This is a genomic window from Shewanella sp. WXL01, assembly GCF_012263345.1.
GTDB lineage: Bacteria > Pseudomonadota > Gammaproteobacteria > Enterobacterales > Shewanellaceae > Shewanella > Shewanella maritima.
The window spans coordinates 14,586-33,986 of record NZ_JAAIKQ010000006.1; the positions used below are offsets into that span (position 1 = coordinate 14,586).

Consider the following 19,401-nt stretch of genomic DNA (forward strand, 5'->3'; position numbering starts at 1 on the left):
CAATCTCATCATACACAAGGACATCTAGAAGTCTATACATCCAACATTGAATTTTTTCGAACTTGTTATCAATATCGGTAATTTCTATTATAAGTGACCAAATCAAGTCAGCCATTGAAGATAAACGCCCTTATGACTCAAGCTACCGCCATGATAATTGGCGCCAGTTCGCAACTTAGCCAAACCCTTGCAAAACAATTCTCTGAGCAAAATGTTGAGTTAGTTCTGTTTGTGCAAAACCCTGAATCAATTAAGCCATTAACTGAAAGCTTAACTACACCAGTGACGGTTTACCCATTGGCAATCGAGCAGCCAAAACAATTGATTGAGCAAATTGAATCGGCTTGGCAAACCCACAATGGCGCGCATTTAGTTATCATCAATACTGGCCTCAATGGCTACGACCCAGCCCTGCCTTGGCAACTTGATGAAGACATTATTGATGTTAACGTGAAGGGCTTTGCAGCAGTGGCAAACAGCGTATTTAAACTCTTGTGTGAGCAAGGTTATGGACAACTTGCTGCAATCAACTCAATTGCAGGTTTGCGTGGAGGCCCTAATGTGGCTTATCACGCATCTAAAGCGTTTGCCCAAAGCTACCTTGAAGGTTTAAGCATGCATGCCCAGCGCTTAAAACTACCGGTGACAATTTCAGATATTCAGTTAGGACTACTTGATAAAGCGGCTATGCAAGGCAACAAATTCTGGTTACCACCGATTGATAAGGTCGCCGGTCAAATCATCACAGGTTTAAAGAAGGGTAAGCGCAAGTTTTACGTGACCAAACGCTGGCGTTTGGTTGCTTGGTTAACCGTTGGATTGCCAGAGTTTATCTACAATACTCGTCACTGGAAACCAAAGAAGAAGCGTTAGCTTTTGGTGATTTAGCTTAGTTATTTGAGTTGATAGCTTGCTGTGTAATTAAGCAGCGAAATCCAATACTTTTCAAAGCATAAAAAAAACCGCACTAAGTAGTGCGGTTTTGTTTTGCAATTTAGCTTATTAAGTCAAATTAGAACTTGTACTTAACACCAACTTTTAACTGCCATACTGATTTTTGAATGTCGTATGTGTTGTAGTTATCAGTTTCTAAGCCATCTTGACCGTAAGGTACTGAGTAAGTGTATACACCAGTATCTGGGTTATAGTTATGGTCAACTAACTTCTTACTACCGTAAGACTGATAAGTCACACGACCCCAGTCGTCATTAAGCAGGTTAAGTACGTTCTTAACGTCAAAGTAGAAGATACCCTTATGCTCTTTAGTAAAGCCCGGTAGCTCTTGACTAAAGCGGAAGTCTAACGTGTGGATCCAAGGCTGGTTATCCGTACCTTTAGGTGCAATACCACCTGCGTACTGACTTAAACCAACTTCATCAAGTACCTTCTTGAACTCTTCGTAAGTTAGACCACCTGAATATTCAACGTTGGCATCATCCGCGCCTGTTGGAATGTATGGCAGGTAGTATGAAGAGTTACCAAATGTGCTTTGGTCACCAAAGCCGTAGTCTCTATATGAGCCAAGTACCCAAGTTAATGGACGACCTTCACGTGCTTCGTAGAACATATTGAAGTTAGATGCATAACCTTCAACAAACTCTGTCTCGTAACCTAAAGTCAACGTGAAACGGTGTGGCGTTTCGTATTGACCAGTGCCCATAGTCGTGCCATTTCGGTCATACTGAACAGGCGTGTATTGGTAGTTAGAGGTTGCTGTAGACGAAGAACCTTGGTTACCTTCTTCAACCGAGTTGTAGGTGTAGGTTGCACGCATGCTCATCCCCATATCCCACTCTTTAGCAAGTGTTAGGGCGAGTGTTGTGCTCTTACCATCTTCTTCAGCATTGGTTAGCATTAGGTCATAGCGCTCAGTATTACCACCTGCACCATCGTTAGCTAATGGGTCCCAAGTCTCGTAGATAACACGACCAGTGTCGTCTGTCTTTACGTAACGACGTGCTAAGTCTTTCCATGCAACATCGTTTTCACGTTGGATGTATAGGAACTCACCACCAACAAACCAGTCTTCACCTAATGCACCAAAGTCCCAAGTAGAGTCAAAACCGATACTTGCGCGCCAGTCTGAAGGTAGCTCAAAGTTAGGATCCAATGAGTTAGTATTACCGTCACCACCTACTAAGCCGTCTTGTGCTTCGCTTGGTACGTTACCAAAATCAGGTGTTCCCCAAGAATCTTGCCAACCGCCGTTGTAACTTAGCAGACGAGTACCGTCGTTTGAGTAGCTGTTTGACATCCAAACTGTTGGGCTGCCGCCACTGTAGCGACCTACACCACCGTGCAGTTTCACATCATCAGTTAACTGATAAGTTACACCTACACGTGGTAACCAAATATCTTTACCGTCAAATGTGCCGTTGTTAGCAAAACCATAGCGGTCATAGAAATTTTGGTTGAATGTTGGTGCATCAGGCATGCTAATGGTTTCGTAACGCATACCATAGTTAAGTTGCAGGTCATCGGTGATGTACCAGTTATCTTCAACAAACAGCGCTAGGGTGTTCATGCTAAATGAAGCCGCAACGTCTTGTGTGTTACCAGATAGTGCATTCGAGTAATAGAAAGAACCAGGCTCACCGTTTTCGAACTCTTCAATAGAGTCAAACGCCCAAGTGCCCATTACGTTTTGCGCGAACAGGTTAAATACTTCAACGTTGTTGTATTGCGCACCAAAGCCGATTTCATGATCGCCTAGGTAGTAATCACCAACAAAACGTAACTCTAGGTTTTGGTTATTTAACTGGTTAGCTTGGCGAGATTTATCTGTACCGAATACGATATCACCGCTATCAGTTCTTACTGACACTTCACCAATACCTAGGTCTTGAATGGTATTTGAATTAGTAGTGGTGTCTTTGTAAGCAACTTTAATTTCAGTAGTAAAGCTGTCAGTCCAGTCACTGTACAGTGTACCGGCATAGGCTTCTAGAATTTCTTCTTTATTGTACCAAGTACTTGCAAGCGTAAGTTCGTAAGGGTCTTCCGCAATATTGTTGGTTAGGTTACCAACGGTTTTTTGGTAGGTGAATGCTGCACGGTGACCATCAGTAATGTTCCAGTCAATCTTAGCTAGGACTTTCTCATCTTCTTCTTGAGGAGACAGGTCATAGTCACCAATAGTGTCTAGCCCATATACGTTGCTCGCGATGTCGCGAACTTTTTGCAAGTCTTCAGAAGTTACGTTTGACTCGTTACCAAAACCTGAGCCTTTAGGGCCGAATAATGCAGATTTAGGTGCGTCAAATTTCTCGTAAGAGCCGAAGAAGAATAACGTGTCTTCAATTAATGGGAAGCCAATGGTGCCACCAAAAGTCGTTTCTTCGAAATCGTTCTCTAGTTTTTCGCCTGATTTAGGATCTTTACCATCGCCAGCCATGCTGTCGTTAGTTGTTTCCCAAAATACGGTACCAGATAGTTCGTTAGTACCAGACTTGGTTACAGCGTTGATCTGTGCACCGGTAAAACCACCAATACGCGCTGAATATGGCGTTACGTTTAACGCAACACTTTCAACTGCATCAATTGAAATAGGTGAACGCTGAGTTGGGTAACCGTTCGAGTTAAGGCCGAAATCATCGTTTTGCGAAATACCATCAACAACGAAAGTGTTATAGCGAGGGTTTAGACCAGCAACACTTAATGACACGCCGTCCGTACCAAGTACGGCAAGCGGGTTTTGACGTACTACATCTTTAAGGTCACGGCTGATACCTGGAGAGTTTTCAATATCTTTAGAGCCAAAATCACTATTTGAACTACCACTGCGGTATAGTGCAGCATTACCAACTACGTTGATACGCTCAATATCTGCAGCTTCTGTAGTATTTAGTGAACGGTTGAAACTAAGTGTTTCACCCACGTTTAAGAATAAGCCTTGCTCAACTTCATCAGCAAATTTGTCAGAATCGACCTTGATAATGTAAGGACCGCCTACACGTAAACCACGTACGTGAAACTGGCCATTTTCGCCTACTTCAACTTCAGTTACCTTACCCGTAGGCTCGTGCATGATGGTAATTTTTGCATCAGTAACAGCATTACCTTGAGGACCGGTGATTTGACCGCGAATAGAAGACGCAGTATCGGCTGCCATGGCTGGTAGAGCAACACCCATGGCAAAGCAAGTCGCAAGTGCTATGCGACTTAGTTTTTTGTTCAACATTTTAGACCCCTGAATTTTACAAATTCAATATTATTTTTAATTGGAAATTGCTTAAGCTTGGCTCAATTTATAAGTAGTAATGGGCTCAAGTCCCTAATTAATAAGCTCAAACTCGAAAGCGAGTGTATACTGACTTTGTTGCACAAATATTTCAACTACTCACAAGAAATAAACACAAGCTCAACAATGTATCTTTCAATCAAGATAAGTGTGATCTAACGCTTATTTTTCAATCACTAACTGGTTATACCAGATGGATCACCTCCAAAACCCGTTGTTTTCGTAACGAAAAAGTTACAGCTTGGATAACAAAAAATTATTGAAATTCAATTCGTCAAACTGCAATCTTACGCCCGTAAAATAAAAACTAAAAAATAACCAATTATTTTAAATAGGATGAATAATGAAACTGCACAAGTTGTTGGCTGCGACTAGCTTTGGGTTAACGCTAGTTTTGCCAATGCATGATGCTATGGCTTGGGGTCAATTAGGTCATAGAGTCATTGGTGAGATAGCCCAGCAGAATCTCACCGACGAAGTAAATGAGAAGATCACTGACCTACTCGATGGTGCAAGTCTGGCTGAAGTCTCAACTTGGGGTGATGAAATTCGCTCCAGTGGCAGCTGGGATCACGCTGCGCCTTGGCACTATGTGTCGATAGATGATCATGAAACCTGGAAAACCGTTAAGCGCAATCCCCATGGCGATGTTATCGCAGCAATGGAACTGTTTGAAAAAGCGCTACGTAACCCTAACTCAACCATTGAGCAAAAGTGGCAAGCGTTAGCGTTTTACGTACATTTTGTCGGCGATATACACCAACCTTTACACGTTGGTTATGCTGACGACTGGGGCGGAAATAAAATCAAACTAAAATGGTTTGGCGAGAACACTAACCTACATAGTGTTTGGGACACTGAGCTAGTTGAACAACAAGGCTTAAGCTTTACTGAAATGACGCGCTTTATCGGCCGTATATCAGAAAAAGAACGTAACCAATGGCAAGGTAAAAACTATTACGAATGGGCGGATGAATCTAAAGCGCTGCGTAAAGCAACGTACACGCTTGAAAAAAACCGCGATGGCGAAGATGATTTACGCTACCAGTATGTTTATGACCACACACCCACTGTGAAACTGCGTTTACGCCAAGCTGGCGTGAGGCTAGCTGAAAAGCTCAATGATATCTTTAAGTAATCGTTACTAGAGCCTGCTGATCTTTCAAGATTATTTTTGCAGCTGCTTGTTGGAAATTTATACAAGGCAACGACTTTGATATGTGGTTGTTCCACATGATAAGTCGTTAACGCAGTAGAAATGACAACAAGCGCTGCCTGAAAGGTTCGTTTAAAAGCACTTTACTCTTTGTTGCGAGCGAGTTTGTGTAGGTGACTAGACGTCATCGCTCACGTCGCGATTAAAGTGCTTTTAATTCGAACAAATTCTAATCAGCAAAGATCAACAGGCCCTAGTGCCATAAGCACAAAAAACCAGCTGAAATTACAGCTGGTTTTTGCTTTTATGGTGTTAGTTTCATTGGTGAGTTGAACTAACTTTCACACTATCGTTTTCACGCTATGGTTTTCACGCTAGTTCAATACCAAAGAGTTGATTAGAAAGTATAACCAACGCTCACCATGTAAACCCATGGGTTAATGTCTGTTTCGATTGATACAGGAACTGAAGTTGCGCCACCATTAGGTGCATATTGGAAATTAGCGTCAGTTGAGATCTGTGCATACCAGATTGAACCATTCACTAGCCAGTTATCACTCACTTGGTAATCAACACCCACTTGCGCCGCTAATCCCCATGAATTAGTTAAGCTTAGGTTAGACAAACGACCATCAACATCATTGGTGATTTTTGTGTCAAAGAAGTTGGTAAAGTTAACACCGACTCCCACATACGGACGAAGTTTTGAATCAGCACTGCCGAAGTAATATTGGCCAACTAAGGTTGGTGGTAGGTGCTTGGTTTCCGCAACTTTCATTCCAGCAATTGAAATGTCGTGGCTAAAAGGCGTTGCTGCAAGTAATTCAACACCAAAGTTATCAGTCAGCATGTAACCGAAATTTAAACCAACCTGAGTGTTTGAACCTACTGAGAACTCACCTAGGTTGCCTAAATCTGGCGTTTCTACTTGCTGACTTGAATCATTTGGGCTGACCTGCACAGCACCGGCACGAACAATGATGTCACCTGCCTGGTGAGCAATCGCGCTACCTGAAAAGCTCGCAGCTAATAGACCTGCAGCAACTAGTGTTTTTGTCATTAATTTGGTTTTCATATTCATCCCCTTGAATTTGCTTAAAACCCGTGCGTTTTTCTTGTACGCACAAACAAACAATTCGATAACACCCTTAACAATTGGCGCTACACTGCCAGACAAAAACCTTAACAACATTGATACAGATCAATATCTATCACTATCACCAAAGAGGTAATCGTTTTATTGATCTAGATCACCTCTACACAAGCATTTAAGATTAAAAATCAACCACTTTTGGTTAATAAAGTATCTATATTCAACCTTTAGGATTAGACCTAAGCGCATCAAATTTTGACTGTAAATGGTGAGGTGCACTCGCTGCAGCAAGTGAGGAAACGCCTAAAAATCTAAAGTTATTGAATAAAAAACCGTTGGGGATAACACAGTTAAGCGAGACGAAATAGACTTTAAACTTGTCAGCCTTTACGACAGAACTATGTGGAAATTGCGAGCTTTGAATAGCGCTCAAGCCAACCTTTGGTGTTAACCCTTTGCGTAAACAACTCACGCTTTCGCTTCGGGTTATGAGTGATCGAAAAATCAAATAAGCGCGCCAGATCAAACGCGTGGATGATAGAAACATGTGCTTGTGTCTGCTGGCAATCGTCTAGTGAACAAGCGAGCTCAAGCTTTACACCAACTCCAGTTTGCAGCTCAGGCCAATAACTCATGGCATCGGTGCAGCTGGCGTAAGGCGCATCACCGTTTCTAATATGCATGCGCGCTTGGTTCTTGACCGAGAAAGGTAAATTACAAGTGCTCTCCCTAAGCAGTGTTTTAGTTAACGTGTTGCTTGGAGACTGCACTAATTCTTGGGCTAACTCTTGGTTTAATAATTGAGCTAGAGCTTGCTCAAGCCAACGATCACGCTCAGGGCTTATGTCTTGCTGGCAGTAATAAATCACATCAATGTCATTAAGCGCAGAGTTAGGTAACTGGTGCAGCTTGTCCCACACCATATCACGTACAAAACCAGCTGCAATACACCAGTCTTTAATACCCAGCTGGGCAAAAAGCTTCTCGCAAATCTCAAGTGCTTGCAGACGCGATTCATCTGCAAGCAGCCATTGACATATTTGCGTACGATATTGCTCGGTTTGTGTCATCGATTAATTGACTGCTTTAAGTCGCGTCATGCTGAGCTTCAGGTGCGGCTAGTTTAAATGCTTCCAGCTCATTTAAGGCGGCATCAACTCGCACGATATTTGGATATGCAGCTAAGTCGACATTAAAGCGTCTTGCATTGTACACCTGAGGCACTAAACACAAATCAGCTAAAGTGACACTATCGCCAAAACTATACTTGCCACCAAACTGGGCAATTTGCGCTTCAAGCGCTGCAAAACCTATATGGATCCAATGGTGATACCACTTCATTTTGTTGTCTTCGTTTACGTCCATTTCATTCACCAGATATTGCAACACGCGCAGGTTATCTAGAGGGTGGACTTCACAAGCAATAAGCTGCGCCATCGCGCGCACTACCGCTCTATCTTTTGCTTTTTGTGGCAACAAACCAGCTTGCACATAACGCTCATCAAGATATTCGATAATCGCCAGCGACTGGGTAATGCAAAACTCGCCATGTTCATCGCTATCAACTAACGCTGGAACTAAATGTTGTGGATTGAGCTTAACGAAATCTTCACTGTGTTGTTCACCGCCATTTTTCACTAGGTGAACTGAAATCTGTTCGGCATCTAACTGCTTTAAATTAAGCGCAATACGTACACGATAAGCAGCGCTTGAGCGCCAGTATCCATAGAGTTTCATTTTATACTCCTCATAAAAAAAGCAACAACGTTACCGCTGTTGCTTTTATTCAAACTCGGCGTGCTAATTAAGCCTTGTATTCAACAACTTTTTGGTCGATTGAACCAAATATTGAGTTGTCATTGTCATCAAACATTTCAATGCGAACTGTATCACCAAAGCGCATAAATGGTGTGCTAGCTTTACCATCTTCAATGATTTCTAACATACGCTTTTCAGCTAAGCAGCTTGAACCAGCACTGCGGTCATAGTTCGAAATTGTACCCGAGCCGATGATTGCACCTGCAGCCAGTGGGCGAGTTTTTGCTACGTGAGCAACAAGCTGACTAAAGTCGAAAGTCATGTCGACACCAGCATTTGGGCGACCAAACAACTCACCATTTAAGTGAGTAACCAGTGGTAGGTGTACTTTGCTGTCTTGCCACTTATCACCTAGCTCATCAGGTGTGATGGCAACTGGAGAGAAGGCACTAGATGGCTTAGATTGGAAGAAGCCAAAGCCTTTGGCTAGCTCACCAGGAATTAAGTTACGCAAAGACACATCGTTAACTAGCATGAGCAGTTTAATGTGCTTTTGTGCATTGCTGCTGTCTACGCCCATTGCCACATCGTCAGTGATCACTGCGATTTCAGACTCAAAGTCGATGCCGTATTCTTCGCTCGCCATTTGAATGTCTGCTTTTGGCGCGATAAAGCAATCTGAGCCACCTTGGTACACTAGTGGGTCTGTCCAGAAAGACTCTGGCATTTCTGCGCCGCGCGCTTTACGAACTAGCTCAACGTGGTTGACGTATGCACTACCGTCAGCCCATTGGTATGCGCGTGGCAGTGGTGATAAGCAACGTGACTCTTCAAAGTCTACCGCGTTATCCATTTGGCCTGCGTTAAGTGCTTCATATAGCTCTTGTAGCTGTGGGTTTAGTAAGTCCCATGCATCAAGCAACTGCTGCATAGTGTGGGCAATTGCTGGTACTGCCACCGCTTTGGTTAAATCCTTACTAACTAGCATTAATTGACCGTCACGGCGGCCATTGTCATATGTGGCAAGTTTCATTGTTGCTCCTAATTTTTATATTTGATGGCAAATTTTAAAGTGCTTAACAGCTGCGCTAGTGCACAGGTTCAACAAGCTAAGCCACCAAGCTATGCAGCAAAAGGCTGCATTGGAATTCATTGCTGGGCACGTTCATCTGCTGGCATAACAAATACCGCAAATTGCCTGAGATTAAAATGATGTGAACTAAATCACATTTATTCTGCATTCAAACCACAATGTAAACTATTTATTACACCAACTTGATTGTGGCAGATAATCGGCAATAGGCGGTTAAATCAAACGCTGCCGGCTCGTTGCTGCTGGCAGCTTTTCGTTACATCATTTCTTCTTGGCGATTTTATAATCACGCAGTTTATTAGCGATGGCGGTATGCGAAACCCCAAGCTTTTTCGCCAGTTGCCGCGTACTAGGGTACGCAGGATACAAGCGGCGCAATAAGCTAGCTTCATATTCCTTCATAGCTTGATCTAAGCTGCCTTCAAACTCTTCGTCAAAATAGCCAAAACCTTCGGCATAAGATGGCAGCTTCAACTGCTCTACGGTGAGTTCTGTCGCGCCGTCCCACATGGACACTGCTCTAAAAATCGCGTTTTTAAGCTGGCGTACGTTACCAGGCCAAGCGTAGCTAAATAGGTAATCGCGACAACTTGCTGAAATACGTCGAAGTGGGCTAGATAACTGCTGACTGTAATGTTCAAGGAACATTTCGGTCAACGGAATAACGTCCACCTTGCGCTCACGCAGCGATGGCATGTGATAACTAAGTACATGAATGCGGTAGTACAAGTCTTCACGGAACTCGCCAGCCTGACATAACTCTGCCAGATTTTTCTGCGTTGAACAGATAATGCGAACATCGGCGCGCACTTCTTCGTCGCCACCAATGCGTCTAAAGGTGCCATCTTGCAGTAAACGTAGCAGCTTAACCTGCGCAGCTTTCGACATTTCAGCAATTTCATCAAGAAATACCGTGCCGCCTTTAGCTTCTTCAAACAGCCCGCGTTTAACCACTTCACCGTTATTCACAAAGCCGAATAACTCTTCTTCTGCGACACTGTCTGGCAGTGCGGCGCAGTTAATCGCAATGAATGGTTTCTCACGGCGCATACTGGCATCGTGACTTGCGCGCGCCATCAACTCTTTACCAGTCCCCGTCTCACCTGTGATAAGTAGCGGCGCATCAAGCTGCGCCATACGCTTCGCTTGCTTGAGCACTTCTTTCATCTTGTCGCTATTAGCCAGCACATTGTCAAACCCAGTGGTTTGGTTTTGCAATGCATTGAACTGTTTGCCGACTCTAGCAGGAGATTTTAATGACACAACCGCACCCGCAAGAATGGTAGTGCCATCATCATCGGGTAGGTATATTGGCAGCATTTCAGCCAGATATTCATTATTGTTAATTTGCAGACGGCAAGCCTGCGCCAAAACTGGCGTTTCACTCATCCAGCGAGAGAAGTTAAACCCTTGAACCCAATGGTTTAATGGCTCGTCTAACACTTCATGCTCGCCCATACCTAACGTCAACAATGCCGACTCATTGGCAATACGGATCCTGCCTTTGGAGTCTAGGGAAAACACTGAATCTGGTAAGGTTTTAAGTAGGGTTTTAAGCGCGTAATGTTCTTGTTCAGATGGCATAAACGACACAGTTCTTACATCGTGTACGCTTTCAACTTTACGAATTTGCGGGAGGAGCTCTCTTAGGGTTTCGAAATCGACTTCTGCAAATTGCAGATAAAGAAAGCCTTGGTTGCTGGCATCAATGGCTATCAGGTTAATGCCGTGATGTTCGAGCACGGTTAAAATATCTTTCGCGAGGCCGACGCGATCGATACAGCTAACTTCTAAACGCATAATCAACCATTTCCTTTGTTTATAATATTTTCTTTTGGAAATCGTGCATACGTTAATGTTAAAAGTTTACGCTGGCAAGCGAAGTTTACAGCAATTTTGTAACAGCCAGAAACATTTAGCATGTTACGTTAACGTAACATGCTGAATTATTGTGTTTTAGTGACTAATCAAGCAACTGGTCGGTCTTGGCTGCCATAATGAAGTCGTTCTTATGTAAGCCTTTTATAGAGTGTGACCACCAAGTTACAGTTACCTTGCCCCACTCGGTCAAGATGCCAGGATGATGGAACTCTTCCTCTGAAAGATCTGCAAGCTTGTTGGTAAATTCCATGGCAAGTTTAAAGTTTTTAAACTTGTAAACACGCTCTAATTGCATGATGCCTTCACGTACTTCTACGCCCCAATCAGGGATCATTCGGATTAGCTCAGCTAATTCTGCTTCGGTTACTTTTGGCGCGTCAGCCTGGCAAGCTTCACACTTCATTTCAGTCAATGCGGTCATGGTTACAACTCCTGATTAATTGGGTACAGCAAAATTTGTTGTTGGTTAGCGCCTGCTGAGTATTCAACAGACACATTTAATAGATAACTCGTTAATTCGGGTTTAGTTGGCTTGTGCTATTGCTTTAGGCGCAAACTTTGGCTCAAATAATCCAAGCGCCTTTGCCTTTTGCACATGCGCCATAATGTCCATTTTGCCAATCTCGTCGAGATAATCGATATGCTCAATAACATAGTAAATAGGTTGCATAATATCGATACGATAAGGCGTTCGCAGCACATCCAGTAACTCAAAAGGTTTGCGCTCTGGCTCATCACCCAGTGCATACATGGTTTCACCCGGTGAGCTTAAAATGCCGCCACCATAAATGTTTAATGGCTCGTTTGCAGCGCTTTGCATCAAACCAAATTCAACGGTAAACCAGTACAGTCTAGCCAAGAATACGCGGTCTTCTTTTGAAGCCGCTAAGCCTAGCTGACCATAAAGGTGGGAGAAATTAGCAAACGCTGGATTGGTTAGCAGTGGGCAGTGACCGAAGATCTCGTGAAAGATATCCGGCTCTTGCAGATAATCGAACTCTTCTTTTGAGCGAATAAATGTCGCAACGGGAAAGCGCTTATTGGCTAGCAGCTCAAAAAACTTACCAAACGAAATAAGCGCCGGTACCGCAGCGGTTTCCCACCCCGTAGCTTGTTTTAGTACGCTATCGATTTCAGGTAATTGCGGAATGCGATCTACCGACATCCATAATGCATCAATACCATCTAGGTATGCCTTACACGCACGCCCTGGCAAATTAGTAATTTGCCTTGCGTACAATTGCTGCCAAATGTCATGTTCTTGTTCGGAGTAATCTATGTATCCATTGGCATCAATTTGATGGGACACATATTGTGTGCTCTTACTCATATTGCTTCACTTTACGTAAACTTCCTTGCCTTCATACTGTGACACCTGAGCAATTTTGTTAACTACCTCACAGTTTTTTGTGCAGCACTCGGGTCAGTAAAAACGTAAACTAAAAAATACAACGCAATTTTCTAGTCAAACAAGCCTTGCAAAAACAATAAGTTAATTCTGGCTGATTTGTTTGACAGTGTACCGCATGATTAAGCACGCTGTGATGAAGCAAGTGACATGGCTAGGTTGTTAAGCCTTGCTGCTTTACAATGTGAGCATTAGCGCATTTTTAGCACATTAGCCTGTTTATTAGAGGTATAAATGAGTCAAAGCCCAAAGCGTGACAGTATCAATCATGCTCGCCGTAATCTATTTAGGCGCAACAAAACCAATGCTTTAAGACCACCGTGGACGAAAACTGACATCGAGTTCACCGATGTATGCACCCGCTGCGATAAATGCATCAAGGCTTGTGAAACTGGCATTTTGTTCCGCGGTGATGGTGGCTTTGTTGAAGTTGATTTCAAAAAGGACGAATGTACCTTTTGTGAAAAATGCGTTGATGTATGTGAAGAGCCCATTTTTGATAAAACAGCTGAGCAGCCTTGGAGCTACCTGGCTAAAGTGCAGGATCATTGCCTCACCTTCTCTGGTGTGTGGTGCCAAAGCTGTAAAGATGCTTGCGAGCCTAGAGCGATTCGCTTTCAGCTGGCTGTTGGCGCCGTACCTAAGCCGGAAATCGATTTAGAAGCCTGCACTGGTTGTGGTGCTTGCGTTGCTCCTTGCCCAAACAACTCCATTCAGGTGGTTACGCCAAACTAGCCCTCACACTCACCTAGCCAAATTCGCGATTGAGTTAACAGATAATAGGCAAAATGTTTTATTGCTGTAATCAATCGCTTTTAAACTGGCGACTTAGACTATATATTTGAACTTCTGAGTAAGTGAAGTACACAAAAATAACAAATAGGCTAAGCCATGTTTCAAGCTAAACAATCAAATAACTCACTAAGTTTTATCGCGCAGTCTTGTCAGGTTAAAGGCAAGCTTAGCTTTTCTGGTGACATTCTTATCGCGGGTAGTGTGGAAGGCGATTTGACCACTGATGGCAATATCGTTATTGAATCAACCGGCAAGGTAACTGGTAATATTTACGCTAAGGACGTGACGGTTTCGGGCAAGGTTAACGGCGAAGCACACTGCCATAAAATCACCATTAGCAACTCAGGATTGTTTGAAGGCGACATTCGCAGTGAAAAGCTTGAGATTGCTGAAGATGGTCAATTCCTAGGTCAACGCCATTTACCTCAAGCCGAGCAGCAAATTGAACAAGCTGCAGAGGCTCAAGCACCTCAAGCTGTGAGCGCTTAATCGCGTATCCTGTTATTCTTTAGTTTGCCCCTGACGGTAGCGCTTGGCGTTATCGTCAATCTTAAGCCAGGGTAGCTGATCATCTGTGTAAATATGGTAGGTTGGCTGAACTTTACTGGCATCATCTAAACTTGTCACCGTCAAGGTAAAGTAGTCAGCATGGCGAGTATCACGAAAGGTTAGGCTTGAGCCGCAATGCTCGCAAAAACCACGGCGAACAAATTCTGAAGATTCATATTCTTTGACCTTACCTTTAAGCCAAGTTAACTGCTCAACTTTAAAGTCCATCCAAGCGCCAACCACGGAGCCTGTAGTTTGTTTGCAAATATCACAATGGCAATAATCTGAAGCAAATGGCATAGCGTTAACTTGATAGCGAATCGCGCCGCAGTGGCAACCGCCAGTTAGTACTATCTCTGACTCGGTCTCAGACATAACTTCTCCCTATGATTGACTTCAATATGTTATTGCTCAACGGCTTGCTTCCAATTGCGAACTAAAGTGACAAATTCTGCTTCGCTTCTGTCAAGCATATCAACTGGAATATAAAGGTGATAACCAAGGTTTTCATTAAGGGTTAAACACCTATGACCGAACATCGCCTGTACCCCTTGATAATCCTTATTCTCAATCGCCAGCGGCGTAAATTCAGCGCTAAGGTAATGCTCAAGGCTTTGTAAATCGCCATCATGCGTTGCCGCTGTCATCAAAAGTGGACGCTGCTCAGTGAGCAAACCTGTGGCAAGCCGAGGTGAAATAGTATCGATAATCGGGCTTAGCTTTTTCAGCTTTAAACCAATATAAGGCAAGTCCACCATCTGCATATTTTGATTCACCCTGAGTTGGTCAATGCGCTGAATATTACTCCAATCAATCGCCACTTCACCGCGGCGATGAAATATCGCTAAGCCCTGTTTTGCTAACAATACACTTACTGGAGGCTCTTTGAGCTTGGTGAAGCCCAAAACCGTGCCAACAATGCCTAGCGCAAATAGCAACAATGCCACGGCAAATGCACCTTTGACGAAGATGAATAGCATAATACTGATAACAAAGCTCAAACCGCCTGCTACAGACAAAGTGATGCCGTTGCGTTTTGAAAAAGGTCTAATGGCAACCGAATCTGGCAGTGTTTGACTCATTGCGTCTGATTCAGTTGATGTTGATAAAGGCTCTGACACAGCTTTTCCTTGTATACACAGTTATTATTAGTAGTGAGCACTTGGCTTTAAGTAATGTTAGTCACCGACTTGGGCTCATTGATTAGAACCACCATCGATTGGCTGTAAGCCTTTGATTTCAAGCCAGGCTCTACCCACATATTCATGAATCGCTTTTTGGCTATTCAATAAATTTTGCGCACTCAATCGCCACCAAGGGCCATGCGCAATAGCATAGTCAGCAGGCGCGGCTTGCGGCGATAAGCCAAGGCTTGTAAAAATAGTCATGGAGCGCGGCATATGGGTCGCTGATGTCACTAGGCGAAATGGTTTGTCACCAATCATCTGATAAGCAAAATAAGCCTCTTCAATAGTATCCATTGGCGTATCAAAGGTGGTTATTAGCTGCTCTGGCACACCTAGCTCTATCGCAGCTTGTTTCATCATCTGCGCATGTGAGTGCCTAGCCCCCTGCCCGCCCCAGCCGCTTACAATTAACTGGCAAGTTTGACTAAACCCAATCTGAACCTGCCCACTTTGGTCACCCTGTTCTCCCTGTTTGCCCAAGCGCAGCTGCTTTAGCCCTTCAGTTAGCCTTGCTAGTGAGGTTGTTGAAAGTTGCTGAGTCGCACTTAAGCCAGCTTGCTCCTGATTACCTGAGCCTAATACCATCACCACACACTCAGTGGTTATGGGATTAGTATTGGCGGGATAACTTTGCTCTAAAGGTTTTACCAGAGCATTGCTCACATTGGCCTGACTAAATAGCGCCAGCACGGCAACACCAAGCACGCAGCACGCCTTACCTAAACTTGCTGGCCAGTTTTGCTTTGCTCGGGTGTAACCATAACCAAGCAATAATACACCCGCCGTGATAAGTAGTAAGGACACAGGAATAGGCATCACAAACTGACTCAACACTTTTTTTACCCAGAACATTTAGCATTTCCATTTCACCCAATTTATCTGGCGCTAGTTTATCAGCTAATAACCAAATCACGACATAAAACGTATGCAGCATCTAAACGCTACCATCATCACGGTTCTCATCTAAGTTAAAGGTAACTGCACTATGGTGAACTCCGTTAACAGGGGGCTTAGCCTAACTAGGTAAAGTCAGAGCATATAGCTAATTAACAAGGCAGCAAGTTACAACAAAAAGCCGCTGTTTGCTTTACGCAACAAGCGGCTTGTTGAATTTTCTGTCGTTTACCTTGGTTGCTAACTTTTAGTTTCTAGCTGTCAGTTTCTAGCTTTAGGTTTCTATTACGATGACATTAAAAACTTTGATTAAGTTTTAGGTACAAGCTGCGGCCAATCACATCATAAAGATCGGTATTCACATCCTGATAGCTGGCAAAGTCATACCAATTAGGCGCATCAGCATTAAACACATTGTTAACCCCTAAAGTCACGCTGCCGTTAAATGGATGCATATAACCCACTTGCAGGTTGTGTTTAAAGTAATTTGGCGTATCGATAATCGATTCAAAGCCTGCATCTCGCCATGCTTGACCCGATTGCTTACCTATAAACACGGTTGACCAGCCTGCTGAGAATACATCGTATTGCCAAGCTAAACTAAAATTACCCCGCCACTGCGGGTAATCAGTGTCACCTGCATAATCGACAGCCTGTGAAGCTTCATCAGCACGGTATTTGTAATCAATCACATGAGCAATATCGAGTGTCAGGTTAAAGTCACCAACGCCAGTGGTCATGTTGTAGGCACTGACAATATCAAAGCCTGAGGTTTCAATACTAGCAATGTTGCGCACGGTACTTTCTACGTAACTAATTTGACCGTTTTCATCCCTGTGCACCGAATCTGAGCCGCCATTAATTTGCTCAAAGTACAGGATGTCATTGATATCAATTGCTTCGATTTTGTTGTCATACTCAATCGCATAGTAAGACAACTCTAGACTCCAATCGTCAGTGACATTCCAAACACCACCTAAAGTGAGAGTTTGGCCTTTTTCTGCTTGCAAGTCTGGGTTGCCACCAAACCAGGTAGCATGCTGCGCAAAATAAGAGCAATAGTAAGGATCATCATTGTTGGCACACCACACTGGATCATAGGCGTAATCAAAACTTAGCGAGTCTGACGAGAACATCTCAATCATATTAGGCGCTCTAAATGATTCACCAAAGCTCGCTCTAAGCAATAGTGAATCGGTAGCGCGCCATAATGCGCCAAGTTTGGGGACTACATCATCAAAGGTTGCCGACTCATTGGTAATTTGATCGCTCCCTGTGTTCATTACCCGACCGCTTTGGCTGTAGCGCTCATATCTAAGCGCGGCAGAAAGCTCTAGATCAGCGGGCAGACCAAATTTAAATTCCATAAAGCCAGCTAAACGCTTACGGTCTGCATCGGCATTATCGCCGCCGGCACCACCAGAGATCAGCCCAGCAGAAGACTCAGCATCATTTACCTGATAGAAATCAATCCATTCATGCTCAAAACCGGCAACAGCTGCAATGGTGTAATCGCCTTCGTCAAACATTAATGTCGACACTAAGCCATCAACTTGAGTGCTGGTTAACTCGCTGTCATACACGCTAGTATGCTCTGCCTGCTGATACATTTGCGCCATTTGCGCTTGCCAAGTATCAAAACTCATCCCTGAGACGTTAAAGATATCGTATAAGGCATCACCGTTTTCGTCGGTTGCCAATATCGCCTGTTGCAATTTGGCATCGTTAATCAGGTTATAGCCATACATCTTGGTGGTTGATTTTGAATGCTGTAGGTTAAGCTCCCAATCAAGGCCGCTAGCAATATCAGCGTAGCCTTGCAGACCAAGCAAGCCATCAATAGTTTGCGTCTCAACCCGCTCATCACGGTTCCCTAGTTGTGTTGAACGCAGTTGTAACTCAACTTCTTCACCAACTGGGTTGTAGGTATGATCCCAGGGCATATAAATATAGGCTGGATAAATGGGCGTTGGCGCTGTGGCACCTTCGGTGACCAAATCAGCAAACGATAGTCGACCTTTCAAAGTCACATCTTCAGTTAGCTCGTAGTCAAAATGGCTTAGCACACTGTTGCGGTCGAAATCGCCATATAACGTCGACACTTCACCATAATTGTATAAGCATAAACCTTGATTGTTGCCATCTGATGCATCAATACCTTGCGGCTGCTGCTGACATAACTCAGAGTTAGTTATTGCCACATAATCTTCTAAGTTGTAGTCATAATAATAACCGTTTGGCACCCCATTATAGGTGTCGTAATCCATATAACTGGGGTCATCTAAGCGCCAAACATCTCTGTCGTAGACTGCCTGACTAGAATAACGCTCATAGCTCACACTAATGTTGCCATTATCCCCCACATAGCCGCCGCTAACGGAAAATTGATGAGTATCGCCACCATTAATTTGAGGTAGCTCAGAGGAAATATTGAGCTCAACGCCGTCATACTGCTTCTTGGTAATAATGTTGATGACGCCAGCTACCGCATCTGAGCCATATATGGCTGAAGCACCATCACGTAAAATCTCAATACGCTCAACAATTGCCAAGGGTATTTGCGAGGTGTCAGCAATACCACCAGAGCTTGAAGTCGCGCCGGGCATGCGCCTGCCATCAAGTAAAATTAAAGTAGCTCCATCACCCAAGCCACGCATATTAACGCTACTTGAGGCTGAATCCCCTGACGCATAGCCAGTCACGCCGCGCCAGGAGCCAAAGCTGTTCACGCTAGTGTTGTTGAGTACATCAGCAATATTCGCTTCACCTGACAAGGCTATTTGCTGCGCGTCAATCACCGTTAACGGCGATGCGGTTTCAATATCGACCTGTTTAATACGGGTGCCGGTCACTTGAATGCGCTCTATGTTTTCGCTGTCGATAACCGCTTCATTGGCCAACACATTAAATGGCACAATTGCACAAAGCCCTAAGCACAGTGCTCCAGCAGCAATGCTTTGCTTACTATGCCGCGCACTACTGCGCCTATAGTTAACACCCGACTGTTCTAAAATGGATTCTTCGAAAATAAGTCGTTGCAAATCATCGCGATTAATAAAACCAACGTACTGAGCTAAAGCCGAAATCTTATGCATAAACAAAACCATCCAATGAATTGTAAACGACGGCAAGTGACCATATATGTATCGGTAACACCACTGACTGATACAATTTTATTACAGTTAAGCAAACTTTTACCGATTTTTTACGCACAAAACACACTTTGTATCAGGTGTTGCACACATGTATAGAAACGTATTGATAAGCATTCTTAGTACATAGTCCCGTTGCATAGTCCTTAAAGCATTTATTCACGCGTTGTTGGTGTTTTTGCGGACACAACAGAT

16 protein-coding genes are annotated in these 19,401 nt (G+C 43.8%); 4 read left to right on the forward strand and 12 right to left on the reverse strand.

From position 1 onward, the window contains the following. Positions 1-132: 132 nt before the first annotated feature. Positions 133-873 carry an SDR family oxidoreductase gene (locus G3R49_RS14005; protein WP_167870106.1) on the forward strand — a complete coding sequence of 247 codons (741 nt, stop codon included), beginning with the start codon at positions 133-135 and terminating at the stop codon, positions 871-873. 139 nt (positions 874-1,012) lie between these two features. Here G3R49_RS14005 and G3R49_RS14010 read toward each other — a convergent pair whose 3' ends face one another. Continuing rightward, entirely contained in the window at positions 1,013-4,180 is a 3,168-nt protein-coding gene (locus G3R49_RS14010; RefSeq protein ID WP_130602197.1) for a TonB-dependent receptor, read from the reverse strand. A 403-nt stretch (positions 4,181-4,583) separates the two neighbouring features. On the opposite strand from G3R49_RS14010, the gene G3R49_RS14015 reads away from it, so the two are divergent. Continuing rightward, positions 4,584-5,378, forward strand: a complete 795-nt coding sequence (locus tag G3R49_RS14015) for a S1/P1 nuclease (RefSeq protein ID WP_167870107.1) — start codon at positions 4,584-4,586, stop codon at positions 5,376-5,378. A 415-nt stretch (positions 5,379-5,793) separates the two neighbouring features. Here G3R49_RS14015 and ompW read toward each other — a convergent pair whose 3' ends face one another. The 7 genes from ompW to phhA form a co-directional block, all read right to left on the reverse strand. Then, the gene (gene ompW / locus G3R49_RS14020) at positions 5,794-6,471 is read right to left on the reverse strand and encodes an outer membrane protein OmpW (protein ID WP_130602193.1); all 678 of its coding nucleotides are present in this window, start codon (positions 6,469-6,471) and stop codon (positions 5,794-5,796) included. A 416-nt stretch (positions 6,472-6,887) separates the two neighbouring features. Further along, positions 6,888-7,559, reverse strand: coding sequence for a nucleotidyltransferase family protein (locus G3R49_RS14025; RefSeq protein WP_167870108.1), 672 nt, complete (start codon positions 7,557-7,559; stop codon positions 6,888-6,890). Positions 7,560-7,575: 16 nt separating this feature from the next. Further along, positions 7,576-8,226: a maleylacetoacetate isomerase gene (gene maiA, locus G3R49_RS14030; RefSeq protein ID WP_167870109.1), complete on the reverse strand. Its 651-nt coding sequence runs from the start codon at positions 8,224-8,226 to the stop codon at positions 7,576-7,578. A 67-nt stretch (positions 8,227-8,293) separates the two neighbouring features. Next, positions 8,294-9,280: a fumarylacetoacetate hydrolase family protein gene (locus tag G3R49_RS14035; protein ID WP_130602189.1), complete on the reverse strand. Its 987-nt coding sequence runs from the start codon at positions 9,278-9,280 to the stop codon at positions 8,294-8,296. Between the two features lie 321 nt (positions 9,281-9,601). Then, positions 9,602-11,140 (reverse strand): transcriptional regulator TyrR, encoded by a 1,539-nt coding sequence (gene tyrR / locus G3R49_RS14040; protein ID WP_130602187.1) that lies wholly within the window; start codon positions 11,138-11,140, stop codon positions 9,602-9,604. 163 nt (positions 11,141-11,303) lie between these two features. After that, a complete protein-coding gene (locus G3R49_RS14045) occupies positions 11,304-11,642 on the reverse strand; it encodes a 4a-hydroxytetrahydrobiopterin dehydratase (protein WP_130602185.1) in 339 nt (112 codons plus the stop codon). A 102-nt stretch (positions 11,643-11,744) separates the two neighbouring features. Beyond that, positions 11,745-12,551: a phenylalanine 4-monooxygenase gene (gene phhA / locus G3R49_RS14050; protein WP_167870110.1), complete on the reverse strand. Its 807-nt coding sequence runs from the start codon at positions 12,549-12,551 to the stop codon at positions 11,745-11,747. A gap of 312 nt (positions 12,552-12,863) precedes the next feature. Here phhA and napF point away from each other — a divergent pair, with 312 nt between their 5' ends. Next, a complete protein-coding gene (gene napF / locus G3R49_RS14055; RefSeq protein ID WP_130602181.1) occupies positions 12,864-13,364 on the forward strand; it encodes a ferredoxin-type protein NapF in 501 nt (166 codons plus the stop codon). A gap of 156 nt (positions 13,365-13,520) precedes the next feature. Further along, positions 13,521-13,913 (forward strand): polymer-forming cytoskeletal protein, encoded by a 393-nt coding sequence (locus tag G3R49_RS14060; RefSeq protein WP_130602179.1) that lies wholly within the window; start codon positions 13,521-13,523, stop codon positions 13,911-13,913. A 12-nt stretch (positions 13,914-13,925) separates the two neighbouring features. On the opposite strand, the gene G3R49_RS14065 is transcribed toward G3R49_RS14060, so the two are convergent. From G3R49_RS14065 to G3R49_RS14080, 4 genes are all read right to left on the reverse strand, one after another. Next, positions 13,926-14,348, reverse strand: a complete 423-nt coding sequence (locus G3R49_RS14065) for a GFA family protein (RefSeq protein WP_167870111.1) — start codon at positions 14,346-14,348, stop codon at positions 13,926-13,928. Between the two features lie 29 nt (positions 14,349-14,377). Then, positions 14,378-15,055 (reverse strand): DUF2982 domain-containing protein, encoded by a 678-nt coding sequence (locus G3R49_RS14070; protein ID WP_130603587.1) that lies wholly within the window; start codon positions 15,053-15,055, stop codon positions 14,378-14,380. Between the two features lie 114 nt (positions 15,056-15,169). Next, the gene (locus G3R49_RS14075) at positions 15,170-16,012 is read right to left on the reverse strand and encodes an ElyC/SanA/YdcF family protein (RefSeq protein WP_130602175.1); all 843 of its coding nucleotides are present in this window, start codon (positions 16,010-16,012) and stop codon (positions 15,170-15,172) included. A gap of 338 nt (positions 16,013-16,350) precedes the next feature. Next, positions 16,351-19,149 carry a TonB-dependent siderophore receptor gene (locus tag G3R49_RS14080; protein ID WP_167870112.1) on the reverse strand — a complete coding sequence of 933 codons (2,799 nt, stop codon included), beginning with the start codon at positions 19,147-19,149 and terminating at the stop codon, positions 16,351-16,353. Positions 19,150-19,401 lie beyond the last annotated feature (252 nt).

Excerpts from the sequence above, each read along its gene's own strand:
- G3R49_RS14005 (WP_167870106.1), top strand. The coding sequence starts at position 133 with ATGACTCAAGCTACCGCCATGATAATTGGCGCCAGTTCGCAACTTAGC.
- G3R49_RS14010 (WP_130602197.1), bottom strand. The coding sequence starts at position 4,180 with ATGTTGAACAAAAAACTAAGTCGCATAGCACTTGCGACTTGCTTTGCC.
- G3R49_RS14015 (WP_167870107.1), top strand. The coding sequence starts at position 4,584 with ATGAAACTGCACAAGTTGTTGGCTGCGACTAGCTTTGGGTTAACGCTA.
- ompW (WP_130602193.1), bottom strand. The coding sequence starts at position 6,471 with ATGAAAACCAAATTAATGACAAAAACACTAGTTGCTGCAGGTCTATTA.
- G3R49_RS14025 (WP_167870108.1), bottom strand. The coding sequence starts at position 7,559 with ATGACACAAACCGAGCAATATCGTACGCAAATATGTCAATGGCTGCTT.
- maiA (WP_167870109.1), bottom strand. The coding sequence starts at position 8,226 with ATGAAACTCTATGGATACTGGCGCTCAAGCGCTGCTTATCGTGTACGT.
- G3R49_RS14035 (WP_130602189.1), bottom strand. The coding sequence starts at position 9,280 with ATGAAACTTGCCACATATGACAATGGCCGCCGTGACGGTCAATTAATG.
- tyrR (WP_130602187.1), bottom strand. The coding sequence starts at position 11,140 with ATGCGTTTAGAAGTTAGCTGTATCGATCGCGTCGGCCTCGCGAAAGAT.
- G3R49_RS14045 (WP_130602185.1), bottom strand. The coding sequence starts at position 11,642 with ATGACCGCATTGACTGAAATGAAGTGTGAAGCTTGCCAGGCTGACGCG.
- phhA (WP_167870110.1), bottom strand. The coding sequence starts at position 12,551 with ATGAGTAAGAGCACACAATATGTGTCCCATCAAATTGATGCCAATGGA.
- napF (WP_130602181.1), top strand. The coding sequence starts at position 12,864 with ATGAGTCAAAGCCCAAAGCGTGACAGTATCAATCATGCTCGCCGTAAT.
- G3R49_RS14060 (WP_130602179.1), top strand. The coding sequence starts at position 13,521 with ATGTTTCAAGCTAAACAATCAAATAACTCACTAAGTTTTATCGCGCAG.
- G3R49_RS14065 (WP_167870111.1), bottom strand. The coding sequence starts at position 14,348 with ATGTCTGAGACCGAGTCAGAGATAGTACTAACTGGCGGTTGCCACTGC.
- G3R49_RS14070 (WP_130603587.1), bottom strand. The coding sequence starts at position 15,055 with ATGAGTCAAACACTGCCAGATTCGGTTGCCATTAGACCTTTTTCAAAA.
- G3R49_RS14075 (WP_130602175.1), bottom strand. The coding sequence starts at position 16,012 with ATGTTCTGGGTAAAAAAAGTGTTGAGTCAGTTTGTGATGCCTATTCCT.
- G3R49_RS14080 (WP_167870112.1), bottom strand. The coding sequence starts at position 19,149 with ATGCATAAGATTTCGGCTTTAGCTCAGTACGTTGGTTTTATTAATCGC.